This is a genomic window from Fibrobacter sp. UWR4, from assembly GCF_003149045.1.
Classification (GTDB): Bacteria; Fibrobacterota; Fibrobacteria; order Fibrobacterales; family Fibrobacteraceae; genus Fibrobacter.
This window is the reverse complement of the sequence record NZ_QGDU01000057.1, coordinates 1-12,298: the sequence shown is the minus strand read 5'-3', so window position 1 is coordinate 12,298 and position 12,298 is coordinate 1. Positions and strand designations below refer to the sequence as shown.

Sequence of the window (12,298 nt, the reverse complement as noted above, 5' to 3'; positions counted from 1 at the left end):
GAACAATCGGCCGAGAAAACGACTTGGATTTCTCACCCCATTAGAGTATATTTCTAGGCAAGTTAAACAAATTTACTTGGCGACTTAAATTCGCCAAATAAATTGCAAGCCAATCCACTCTTATCCAATAAAATTAAATTTAGGACCATGAGGACAAAGATTTTTACACTTAGCACTTTTGCAGCACTGGCAACCATCGGCTCTGCCAACGCTGCCACATTTTACCATAACCAGGTGGGTTACGACGCTTCCCAGCCAAAATCCGTAGTGGTCAAAGCTGCAGCGGGGCTCGACGGAGCAGACTTTACCGTGGAATCAAACGGCGTCGCTGTTTACACTGGCAAGTTGAGCAAAGGCTCCAATTCTGACAACTGGATCAACGGAAGCGATGTATTCTACACCGCGGACTTTTCTAAGGTGACCGAACCAGGCACCTACACCATCAAGCTTTCCGACGGTTCCTCCCTGGAAAAAGTCGTCGTAGCCGAAAACGCTTTGGCGGCAAACACCTTGAAATCCGTGATGGACTACTTCTACAAGGACCGTGCCGACAAGGACCCCATCATGGGCTGGGACAAGAAGGTTTCCGTCTATGGCAGCAGCGGCGTTACCCGCGACGTTCACGGCGGCTGGTATGACGCCAGCGGTGACGTCAGCAAATACCTGAGTCACCTTTCCTACGCAAACTACCTGAACCCACAGCAGATTCCGCTGACGGTTTGGGCATTGGCCTTTGCCGCAGAAAAGATGCCTAGCACCTTGACCGCAAACCCCTCCACCGTTACCGCCATCGACGAAGCCATTTACGGCGCAGACTTTTTGATGCGCATGCAGGACGAATCCGGATTCTTCTACATGACCGTCTTCGACAACTGGGGACAAGGCGATCGTTTCCTCTGCGCCTTTAGCGGAAGCGATGGCGTGAAGAGCGCAGACTACAAGACCGCTTTCCGCGAAGGCGGCGGCATGGCCATTGCCGCTCTCGCCCGCGCTTCGACCTTGAAGAAGAATGGCGACTACACCAGCGAACAATATCTGGAAGCAGCAAAGAAAGGCTTTGAACATCTGCAAGGCAAACAGTCCATGGACGGCTCTTGCGAATACTGTGATGACGGCAAGGAAAACATCATCGACGATTACACCGCCTTGCTAGCCGCAACGGAACTGTACGCCGCCACAGAAGACAAGGCCTACTTGACTGAAGCCCGCAAGCGCGCACGACACCTAAGCAAACGTATGAGCGAAAAGGGCTATTTCTGGAGCGACGATGACGAAACTCGCCCCTTCTGGCATGCCAGTGACGCAGGTCTCCCGCTTGTCGCTTTAAGCCGTTTTGCGGAAATCGAAAGCAAGCAAGACATATCCTCGGACGAATTTATCGACAGAAGACCTGTTTGGGCTCGTCCCGACTGCGACTGCGATCCCGTGAACGAGCTCCTTTACCAGGTTGGAGACGCAATAAGTGCACACTTGAACTGGCTCGTCACCATAACCACAGAAGTGGACAATCCCTTCGGCTACGCCCGACAGACAGCAAAGACCCAAGGCGCCATCAAGAACACCTTCTTTATCCCCCACGACAACGAAAGCAAGTACTGGTGGCAAGGCGAAGACGCCCGCATTGCAAGCCTTTCCGCCGCAGTAATCTACGCCGCAAAGATTTTAGGCAAAGACGGAGCGGACAGCGAGGCTATCAACAAGTACGCCACCGACCAGCTGGACTGGATTCTGGGAAAGAACCCCTATGGCGTCTGCATGATGTACGGCAAGGGAATCAAGAATCCTGCCAAGTACAACGGATCTTCTGATTACGACGCCACCTTGGAAGGCGGTATCGCCAACGGCATCAGCGGAAAGAGCACCGACGGCTCCGGCATCGTTTGGGATAACGTCTCTGAAGCAGGATTCCCCGCAGACGAACCTTGGAACAACTGGCGTTGGATCGAGCAGTGGCTCCCCCACTCCACCTGGTACCTGATGGCATTAACCGCACGCTACGATGAAGTAACCAAGCCCATTATTGAGCCCATTTCCAGTGCAAGCATCAAGACAACCGTCGCAGAAGTCGGCAGCATTAAACTGCAGGGCCGCACACTGAACATCGACGTTATTGGGAACTTTGCCAAGACGATTCAGCTCATCGACTTGAGCGGTCGCAAGGTCACGAGCCAACCCATTAACGGCAAATCCGTCACCATGGACTTGAGCGCACTGAGAAGTGGCATTTATATGGTGCAGATTGGCGAAACCACAAAGAAGATTGCAGTAAAGTAATTTAGCCTTTGGAGAGAGTCAGAAGAACTGCGCCGGCTAGGATAATGAAGGTCGCGAGAAGCAGTTTGATTCTTTCCCTAGCAGTCTTGTATTCGCCAAAGACAATCACGCCCCAGCAAAGGTTCACCAGAAGGTTGAGCTGAGTGAGAGGATAGCCTACGGCGTAACCCAAGGCGCCGCCTGCGGCAATGGGCGCGATGGCCCAGAAGCAACCGTGCATACCAAAGACCCAGAGGGCGCCGGTACCGACGCAAACAAGACTGGGCACCATCGGGAAGCCGAAGGACTTCTTGCGTTTCAACGTAAGGATCCCCACAAGAACCTGGCTGCCCACAAAGATGCCGATGGACGCCGGGCACATAAATTCCAAATCCGTAAGCTGAAGGCCATTGGCCGTAGCAATCTTGAAGGGAATGAGGTAAGTACCAAAAACAAAACCGCCCAGGAAAGAGCGCCAGTTTTTAAATACGGAACCTCCGGTGGACGGAGTCAAGCGGGACAACCCCACCAGGAAGCAGATGATGGCCGGAATGGACAGCACGAAGTTGGAAGATTCGCCGAACAGCAAAACGCCGGAAAGGAAGGACGCCAGAATGCTTACGCCCATAGCGCGGACGCCGGCACCAGCCAGATCCGCCTCGGCCTGAACCGCCCAGAAACTGAAGGCGCCGCCTGCCACCCACAAGACACCGCAAAGCAAGCCCATGGGATTCAGGTTGAAGGTTCCCGTCACAAAGGCGATTACCAAGGAGCAGATAAGCGCACCCGTGGTCATCATGGAAAGGAAGGACCAGGAAGAGTAGGAGGACCACTTTTTCAGGGGCACCATGTAGGAGCCAAAAATGACGATGGCGAGCAAGGCGCCGATATAGCTATTTCCCAATGCAGAACCCCGCAAAGATGGATTGTAAAACGTCTTCAGATGAGATTTCGCCGGTAATGCTCTGGAGAGCACGGCGAACGACTTGCATTTCAAAGGCCAGCAGTTCTACTGCGGGATTGGAGCGCAGCTGTGTAAGCACGCGGTCTATGCCAGCCAGAGCTTCTTCGAGGCAGGCCTTCTCACGTTCGCTGGTGATCCAGAGGTCTTCGGAATTTTCGCGATTCTTGAAAAGACGGGCGTTAAGGACGGACTTAAGTTCGGAAAGACCTGAGCCTGTTTTGGAGGAAATGGCAAGTTGCCCCTGAACCGAGTTCAGAGCGACATTCCTAGAAAGGTCAGCCTTCGTCTGCAAAATAAGATCCGGATGAACATTCATGCCTACTGGATCCTTCACCCCTTCGGGGTTCAGGATGACGCTAGCTGTTCCATCAACTAACAAGATCTTCATATCTGCTTCGGCGAGAATCTGCTTGCTCTTTTCCATACTGAGGCCATCAAGAGCGTCCGCGGCCTTTTCAGCAAGTCCCGCAGTATCCACCAGGCGGATTTCTCCACCCTTCAAGAAAAGACGGACTTCCACGAAGTCACGGGTAGTGCCAGCAATATCGCTGACGAGAATGCGGTCTTCGCCAAGCAGGGCATTTACCAAGCTAGACTTGCCCGCATTCGGTGCGCCGTACAAAACCACCAAGGGCAAACGGCCAACTTCGGCCTTGCCGCGGAAACTGCTCAAAATATCCTGCACCGACTGGCGAATTGCCACAAAGCGGGTTTCCCAACCGGCGTAATCCGGATCCGCTTCTTCCTCGGCGAAATCCACATCCAGTTCCAGACGGGCGGAAATATCCTTCACCTGGGCGGTCAATGCGGATACTTTCCTGGACAGGGCGCCGCCCAGCAAGCGGTGGGCATTTTCCAACTCGGAACGATTTGCGCTGTGAATCACGTCGGCAACGGATTCCGCCTGGGTCAGGTCCATCTTTCCATTCAAAAATGCGCGACGGGTGTATTCTCCCGGTTCCGCCAATCGGACACCTTCCACCATACGGCAGGCCTGGAGTAAGTCACGGACAATCAATGGATTTCCATGGGGATATAACTCCAGTACGTCTTCGCCTGTATAGGAATTGGGGCCCTCAAAATACAAGTAAAGTAGACTATCAATCGTGGCTCCGGCGTGGCAACCGTTCGGCACATCTGCAGGCCATCTTGCCGTTCCCAGTTTCGCCATGTGGGACTTCAGTCCGGCCACCGCTTTCTCGCCAAACAAGGCCTCCACCACATCACGTACCTGAGGTCCGCTCACGCGAATGGCGGCAACGGCACTAACGCCGTTTGGAGTCATGGGGGCTACAATCGTCTGCTTATCCATAAATTAAAAGATAGAAATTCAATCCGTGTAATCAAGGATTCCCTATTCCCTACCTCAGCCCAACTTTGTAAAACTCTTTTCGAAAGAACAAAAAACTCAAAATTCCATTTACACCGAAGGTCTCTTTATTACAAAAAACTTTCACGATTCCTCTTTTATTATTTTTCGTGATACATTTATGTTATCCTATTCCATATCCATATTGGAAAAGCAACTTTATTATTTAATTTTTCGCCTACTATGAGTCAGTTCAAGATTATTTCTCGTCCTTTGGGCACCATCGAATGCTACGTCCTGCAGCGCGATGACGGCGCCGAATTTGAAATTCTTAGCGGCTACGGTTGCGGCTTGAACGCCTGGCGCGTAAATGGCTGCGACCTCCTGATGGGCTACCGTCAGGGTAACGACATCGCAAAGATTGCTCCGGACACCAACGCCGGCTGCCGACTGACTCCGTTCCCGGGTCGTACCGCATACGCAAAGTTCGCATGGAACGGCAACACCTACCAGCTAGAAAACAACGTCAGCTGGGCTCCACACGCCCTCCATGGATTCCTCCAGAACAAGGAATGGAAATTCCAGAGTTTTGAAAGCGACAGCACTAGCTGCACTGCCGTTTTCACTTGCGACTGGCCAGGCGCTTATGCAGGATTTCCTTTCCCCTATCGTGCCACCAACATTGTGACCTTCAATGGCGAATCCGTCATGATCCAGTCCAAGGTGGAAAACCTGGGTTCCAAGGACATGCCCTACTCTGAAGGCTGGCACCCCTATTTCATGCTGGGCGAAAAGATCGATGGCCTCACCATGAAGATTCCTGAGACAAAGCTCGCTCTCCTGGACAAAGCAGACCTGCCTACCGGAAACTTCCAGGATGACAAGCGCTTTGTAAACGGACGCAAGATTGGCGACGAGTTCATTAACGACTGCTTCTGCCTAAATGACGAATTTTCCAAGGTCCGCGTGACAGAAACCCAGGATTTGACCAACAACGCCCATGTGATTCTGGAAAGTGCATCCAGGATGCTGGACATCTGGCAGCGCGCCGGTGTGGAACAGTATAACGCCATCCAGATGTACACCCCTCCCGACCGAATGAGCATCGCCATCGAGCCCATGACCTCGGAACCGGACGCCCTGAACCATCACCGCGGACTGATCATAATTCCTCCTGGCGAATCTAGAACATTCCAGTTCGGATTCACGGTGACAGAGAAGTAATTTTCTCAACATTCATTTACAAAACGGCGTTTTCTTCGTAAAAATGCCGTTTTTCTTTTATTCCGCACGTTGAGTATTTTTCAACGTTATTACAACACGGACTATTTAATTTGAGTCTATATTATAGGGATAAGTATAGTTTTATAGGAAAGACAAACCTTTTGTATGGAGTGTTTATGAGTTGGAAGAAAAATTTGGCAGTTTTTGGCCTGGCCATGGCTGCAACCACTTTCGCAGCCCAGTACGAAGCTGAATCTGCAGAACTCACTGATGACGCAGCAGCAGCAGCTAACGCTTCCGCTTCTGGCGGAAAGTACGTCAAGCTGAATGGCGGCAACATCAACTTCACCGTCAGCGTCGAAACTGCCGGTAGCGACACCATCGTCGTCCACTACATGAATAACTACGACGGCGACAAGATCAACTATGTTGCTGCAAACGGCGCTTCCTCCCAGGTTTCCTTCCCCGTGACAGCCAAGGGCGAATTCGTGGATGTCGAAACCGTTCTCAAGCTGAACGCTGGCGAAAACAAGGTTTCCATTGAAAATAGCTGGGGTTGGATTGACGTGGACTACATTTCCGTAGAACCCTTCAAGGCCAAGGAATTCACCCTCTGTAACGCTCCTGTCACAGCAGACGCTACCCCGTCTGCCAAGAAACTATACAACTTCCTGGTGAACAACTTCGGCAAGAAGACTATTTCTGGCGTCATGACCGGAAATATGGACGCTTACACCGTGGGTGATATGACCCAGCACGAAGATGTCCAGGCTGTTTTCAAGGCTGGTGGCAAGTTCCCCGCCTTGGTTGGCGTAGACATGATGAACGCTACCGGCGGAAACTCCGAATCCAGCTGGTTCCAGACCTACACCGAAAAGGCTATGGACGTCGTAAAGTCCACCTGGAAGAAGGGCGGTATTCCCGCTATCACATGGCATTGGCGTCCCGGTGAAGAAGAAGAATTCTACACCGCTAACGGCAACAAGACCAAGAATACCGATTTTGATTTCACTAACGCATTCGTAAAGGGAACTACCAGCTGGGACACCCTGAGCACCGAATATAAGGTTTTGGCAGGCGACATCGATAAGGTTTCCAAGCTGTTCCTGGAACTCCAGGAAGAAGGCGTTGCAGCGATCTTCCGCCCCCTCCACGAATCCGGTGGCAACTGGTTCTGGTGGAGCACCCATACTGGCAAGCAGTTCGCAGCTCTCTACCAGCTGCTCTACGAACGCATGGTCTTCAAGAACGGCGTCAACAACCTGATTTGGGACTTTAACCCCCAGGACGCATCCAAGATTACCTGGACTCCGGGTGAAAACTATTATGACGTTATCTCTGTTGACATCTACAACAAGGCAAACGACCATCAGAGCAACGCCTCCGCATTCATTGACTTCACTAATAAGGCCGGCACCAACAAGGTGATTTCCCTGAGTGAAAACGGTCCTATTCCTGATGTGAAGGGCATATACGATGATAATGCTCCCTGGAGCTGGTGGATGCCCTGGTACGAATCCTGGTCTGGTGGCTACGTCAGCCAGACTGCTAATTCCGTATGGCAGAGCAACTTTGCCGACGAACGCATTATTACCTTGGACAAGATGCCGGGCTGGGACTCCTATAACGAGGCTAACGCCGGCACCAAGACTTGCCCCACCTCCAAGGCTAGCGCATCCTTTGGTGCAGACACCTCCAAGGCAAACCAGGAATATGTGGACCTGATCATGGGTGTTACTTTCAAGGCCCTGAACGACAGCGGTGCAAACATCGAACTTCAGAAAGTCCCGAACCTCACCGGCGCAAAGACTATTGCCGTGGATATCGCAAACCTGGGTGAAGGTGGTGCAGACGGCGGCATCTGGGTTGGCCTCGCTTTCGTCCGTAACGGCATGGAAGATGACGGCTGGACCTGGGAAATGTCTAAGTCCGATGGATGCTGGATTAAAGATGGTGCAAAGTCCACTTGTGAATTCGACATCACCACTTACGAGGACGATAATGGCGTGGAACATCCCATGGACCTTGACAACCTCTTCTCCGTCACCTTGATGGTGGGCGGCGCAGTAGGCTTCAACGGCATGGTCACATTCGACAATATGGTAGCTGATAACGGCAAGGTCATTAGCGCCTTTGACGACAAGAAGGGTCTGTTTACCGCAGCAACCCAGAGCAAGGGTCACATTACCAAGATTGAATTGTTGAACAAGGACGGTACCCCGACTGCCATTAAGGCAATTGCAGCAGCAAAGGCTACCAGCCTCCACGTCCAGGGTAAGAGCGTCATGTTTACCGCAGCCTCCGCAGGCAACGTAAGTGTTGACGTGTTCGGAATGAACGGCAAGCGCGTCGCCACCCTCTACCGAGGCACTCTCGCTGCCGGTACCCACGCATTCGACATGTCTGAACTCTCCAAGGGCCAGTTCATCATCCGCGTAAAGGGCGCTGGCATGGACGCTGCTCAGGTAGTTAAGATCAAGTAATCCAAAGAATTAGTGTTTGGGACAAAAGCGTCGCGGATCAATTCCGCGGCCTTTTTTTATTACTAGACCTTGTTTCCGGTTGATTTAGTTCACAATAAAGTTTACGATATCCTTTCAATACGGAATTTTTAGGTTCTTTAGTATAGATTTAAGGTCGAAAAAAAGGAGACATCCATGAACAAGTTCGCCAAGGCAGCCCTTATCGCCACTCTCGCCGGTTCCGCTTCTGCAGTATTTGCAGCCCCGGGCCTTACCGTAAGTGGAACAGACCTTATATACAACGGCAAGAAGATTTTCTTCTCCGGTACCAATCTGGCCTGGGCTGACTATAATTCAGACGTTGGCGAATCTCCCCTGGATGAAAATGCATGGCGTAAGGCCGTGGAAGGCACTCGTGCCGCAGGCGGTAACGCAATTCGCTGGTGGCTTTTCAATAACATGAGCCAGAGCCCGGCTATTGACGAAACCACCCACCTGGTTTCCGGCTTAAAGGCCAGCACACTTGCCAACATGAAAAAGGCCTTGGACATCGCCGAAGAATATGGCGTCATGGTTTCCATGTGTCTGTTTAGCCACAACCTGATGGAACCCAACCAGTGGGGTATTTATGCAGGCGATAAGCTGGACATTACCGCCAACGAAAAGCTATTTACCGACGAAGGTACAACCGCCTTCATCAACAACGTCCTTGTTCCTGTGGTGAAGGGCATCGGCAATCACAATGCCCTCATGACTTGGGAAGTATTCAACGAACCGGAAGGCATGACCAATGTAGGCTGGACTACCAAGAAGCTGGACAAGGCAACCCTCCAGAAGTTTACCAACAAGGTGGCTGCAGCCATCCATACTACAAATCCCGAATTGCTGGTTTCTACGGGTAGCGTGAACATCCAGTATCAAGAATGGTGGAATGACGCCAACCTGATTGCAGCCGGTGGCGAAGCCAATGGTACTCTGGACTTTTTCCAGACCCACTATTACCCCTATTATCAGGGCGATGCAGTTTCTCCCTTCGTAAACACTGCGGCCCAGATGCAGGCAACCTACAAGTATGATGCCAAGCCCATGATTATCGGCGAATTCCCGGCCAGTGGCTGGAGCGGCGATACTCATACCGCATCCATGGCAACAAAGACCGAGATTTCTACGGAACAGGCTTACAAGTTCGCCTTCGAAAGCGGTTACGCAGGTGCATTGGCCTGGCAGTACATTGGCGACAAGACGGAAGCAAACTTCGGCGGCTATAGCTATACCATCGACCCCGCTCTTGATGCCATGACCAAACTCGCCGCAACTGCGGAAGCGTCCATCAAGATTAAGGATGTGGCAATTGTTGCCGGTGGTGGCGACGGCAAGATGGCAGTGACCTACGGTGATGACAACGCCCAGATCGAATATCAGAATAAGGGCGGTTGGGACCTCTCCAAGGCAACCACCTTCACCTGGACCGCCAAGAACAATGGCGATTCTGACGCGGACCTGTATCTCATTCTGAAACTCACCGATTCCTGGACCTGGACAGAAACGGATGGCAGCTGTAAGGTTGCCGCAGGCGAAAAGGCCACCTGCTCTATTGACATTTCCAGTTTTGCCGATCGCAATAAGACTTTGTCCATCATTATCGCAAACTATGCCGCAGGATATACCGGTACCGTGATTTATGACGATATCGCCGCCGGTGACCAGATGCTCTTCAACTTCAACGAAGACAAGTACGACGCCTTCGGACGTGGTTTCGGTAACACTGAAGAACAGATTCCGGAAATCAAGATCGTGTATAACGAAGACTACGTCATGGGCGGCAATCCCAACGGAAACGGCACCACCGTCTTCCGCGCAACAGAAGCTGTTTCTGCCACCAAGATGTCCGTCATGGGCAACAGCGTCATGTTTACCGCAGCAACTGCTGGTGACGTAAGCGTTGACGTATTCGGCATGAACGGTAAGCGAGTGGCAACTCTGTTCCACGGCGTTCTGAGCGCAGGCACTCACGCCTTCGACATGTCCGACCTTTCCAAGGGTCAGTACATCGTACGTGTCTCTGGCGCAGGCATTTCCGCCACCCAGATTATCGCACGATAACATCCATAGAGTGCCGCAAATCTCGCGACACACGCAACTAAAAGACTATAGGGCTGCAGGTAAAAACTGCAGCCTTTTCCTTTTTAAGAAAAGTTTTCATTTGGTGCGACTTGTTCAACATTTTTACCATTGGATCTTGTCGACACATTTTGAAATTTTAGGGGACGAATATAGATTTAAGGGCGAAAACAGGAGTGTTTATGGGAAGTTTTAACGTGAAGTATGGAATTGCTCTCGCAAGTTTGATTGGCGCTACCGCAGCAAATGCCGCCCCCATCCGCTTGGAGGCGGAATCTGCAGTCCTTGCAGATGATCATAAAGTTGAGATTGTTGAAAACCCAGCTGTTTCTGGTGGATCCTACGTCGCCATGAAAGAAGGCAACCTGGAATTCAAGGTAAGCGTCCCTGAAACCGGTTATTACACCCTTTGGGCAAACTACATGCTGCCCACTGGCGGCACCGACAAGATCCAGAACTTGACCATCAACGGAGTTTCCGCTGGACAGATTTCCTTTGGTATGAACGACGAATTCAGCACCATCAAGGGCGCTGGAAAAATCAAGTTGACCAAGGGAGAAAACACCATCGGCATCGTCCATTCCTGGGGCTGGGTAAACCTGGACTACATCGAACTTACGGAATACGAAGCAACTCCGTTTGCCTTATCCCCCAACCCTGTAACGCCCGAGCCCACCGAAAGCGCCAAGAAACTGTATAATTTCCTTGTTGCAAATTTCGGCAAGAAAGTCATTAGCGGCGTCATGACGGAACGTCCCTTCGAAAACAACGGACAGTACACTCCCCAGACCTACGAAACGCAGACGGAACTGAAATACATCGGAGAAGCTACCGGTAAGAACGTGGTTCTCGTCGGCTTTGATTTTCTCCATTCTTCCGGAAAGAATTCCGATCAGCAATGGTACCAGGGCTATACCCACGCCTCCATCGCCATGGCACAGTATGTTTGGGAACAAGGCGGCATTCCGCAATTCAATTGGCACTGGAAAGACCCCATGCATGATGTGGAAGCCTTCTATACAAAATCTAGCGGAAACGATCCCTACACCGATTTCAGTATCGGAAAGGCATACGATCTAACCACGAAAAAATGGAAAACTGAATCCGACGAATACAAAGCCATTATCCGCGATATGGACATGATTGCAGACAGTCTTCTGGTTTTGCAAAAAGCAGACGTCGCTGTTCTGTGGCGTCCCCTTCACGAAGCTGCAGGTAAGTGGTTCTGGTGGGGAACCGACGGCGCAGAAGCTTGTGTCGCCCTATACCGTTTGATGTTCGACTATTTCACCAAGGATAAAGGACTTCATAACCTGATCTGGGTTTGGACCACCGACGAAGCCAGCGACGCTTTAGATTGGTATCCTGGAAACGAATACGTGGACGTTGTTGGCCGCGATTACTATTACTACCCCCGCGAAGCAAATCATTCCAGCCTTGTGGGTAGTTTTGAAACCGTGAAGGATATTTTCGGCGGTCGTAAAATTATCGCCCTTAGCGAAAATGGCTCCGTTCCCTTCCCCGACGAAATGAAGGCCGATGGCGCAAACTGGAGCTGGTTCATGCCCTGGTACGGTGATTACGCCATGGACGGCTGGGCAAACGACAATACCAAGGAAACTTGGAAAACAGTTATGAGTAGTGACTATGTTCTCACCCTGGAAGACATGCCCGGTTGGGACAAGTACGAAATCGACCAGTCAGTCCTGAGCATAGAAAAGGGAATGACACCGCAGAATACTGGAGCTCGTTCTTTGATGAACAAAAAGAATCCAAGCGTCTTTGACCTGAACGGCAAAAAAGTCAAGAACAGAGCTTCCATGCAAAACGGAATGTTCATCGTGAAGTAATTCAAGAACGTTTTTAATTTGGCGAATTTAAGTCGCCAAGTAAATTTGTTTAACTTGCCTAGAAATATACTCTAATGGGGTGAGAAATCCAAGTCGTTTTCTCGGCCGATTGTTC

Annotated in this window: 7 protein-coding genes; 5 read left to right on the top strand and 2 right to left on the bottom strand. The window is 51.2% G+C overall.

The window, feature by feature from the left end; genetic code table 11:
• The first annotated feature begins 147 nt into the window (after positions 1-147).
• Entirely contained in the window at positions 148-2,274 is a 2,127-nt protein-coding gene (locus tag BGX12_RS14590; protein ID WP_109736767.1) for a glycoside hydrolase family 9 protein, read from the top strand.
• 1 nt (position 2,275) lies between these two features.
• On the opposite strand, the gene BGX12_RS14585 is transcribed toward BGX12_RS14590, so the two are convergent.
• Together BGX12_RS14585 and mnmE are read right to left on the bottom strand one after the other, a co-directional pair.
• Entirely contained in the window at positions 2,276-3,157 is an 882-nt protein-coding gene (locus BGX12_RS14585) for a GRP family sugar transporter (RefSeq protein ID WP_109736766.1), read from the bottom strand.
• Complete coding sequence (gene mnmE, locus BGX12_RS14580) at positions 3,147-4,529, bottom strand: tRNA uridine-5-carboxymethylaminomethyl(34) synthesis GTPase MnmE (RefSeq protein WP_109736765.1); 1,383 nt, start codon at positions 4,527-4,529, stop codon at positions 3,147-3,149. The genes BGX12_RS14585 and mnmE overlap by 11 nt, the downstream gene beginning before the upstream one ends.
• A gap of 240 nt (positions 4,530-4,769) precedes the next feature.
• Here mnmE and BGX12_RS14575 point away from each other — a divergent pair, with 240 nt between their 5' ends.
• From BGX12_RS14575 to BGX12_RS14560, 4 genes are all read left to right on the top strand, one after another.
• Complete coding sequence (locus BGX12_RS14575) at positions 4,770-5,750, top strand: aldose 1-epimerase (RefSeq protein ID WP_109736764.1); 981 nt, start codon at positions 4,770-4,772, stop codon at positions 5,748-5,750.
• Positions 5,751-5,926: 176 nt separating this feature from the next.
• Complete coding sequence (locus BGX12_RS14570; RefSeq protein WP_109736763.1) at positions 5,927-8,233, top strand: glycosyl hydrolase; 2,307 nt, start codon at positions 5,927-5,929, stop codon at positions 8,231-8,233.
• A gap of 174 nt (positions 8,234-8,407) precedes the next feature.
• Positions 8,408-10,315, top strand: a complete 1,908-nt coding sequence (locus tag BGX12_RS14565; protein ID WP_109736762.1) for a T9SS type A sorting domain-containing protein — start codon at positions 8,408-8,410, stop codon at positions 10,313-10,315.
• Between the two features lie 200 nt (positions 10,316-10,515).
• Positions 10,516-12,183 (top strand): glycosyl hydrolase, encoded by a 1,668-nt coding sequence (locus BGX12_RS14560; RefSeq protein WP_109736761.1) that lies wholly within the window; start codon positions 10,516-10,518, stop codon positions 12,181-12,183.
• The last annotated feature ends 115 nt before the right edge of the window (positions 12,184-12,298 follow it).

Coding starts and splice junctions, on each gene's coding strand:
- BGX12_RS14590 (WP_109736767.1), top strand. CDS start 148: ATGAGGACAAAGATTTTTACACTTAGCACTTTTGCAGCACTGGCAACC.
- mnmE (WP_109736765.1), bottom strand. CDS start 4,529: ATGGATAAGCAGACGATTGTAGCCCCCATGACTCCAAACGGCGTTAGT.
- BGX12_RS14575 (WP_109736764.1), top strand. CDS start 4,770: ATGAGTCAGTTCAAGATTATTTCTCGTCCTTTGGGCACCATCGAATGC.
- BGX12_RS14570 (WP_109736763.1), top strand. CDS start 5,927: ATGAGTTGGAAGAAAAATTTGGCAGTTTTTGGCCTGGCCATGGCTGCA.
- BGX12_RS14565 (WP_109736762.1), top strand. CDS start 8,408: ATGAACAAGTTCGCCAAGGCAGCCCTTATCGCCACTCTCGCCGGTTCC.
- BGX12_RS14560 (WP_109736761.1), top strand. CDS start 10,516: ATGGGAAGTTTTAACGTGAAGTATGGAATTGCTCTCGCAAGTTTGATT.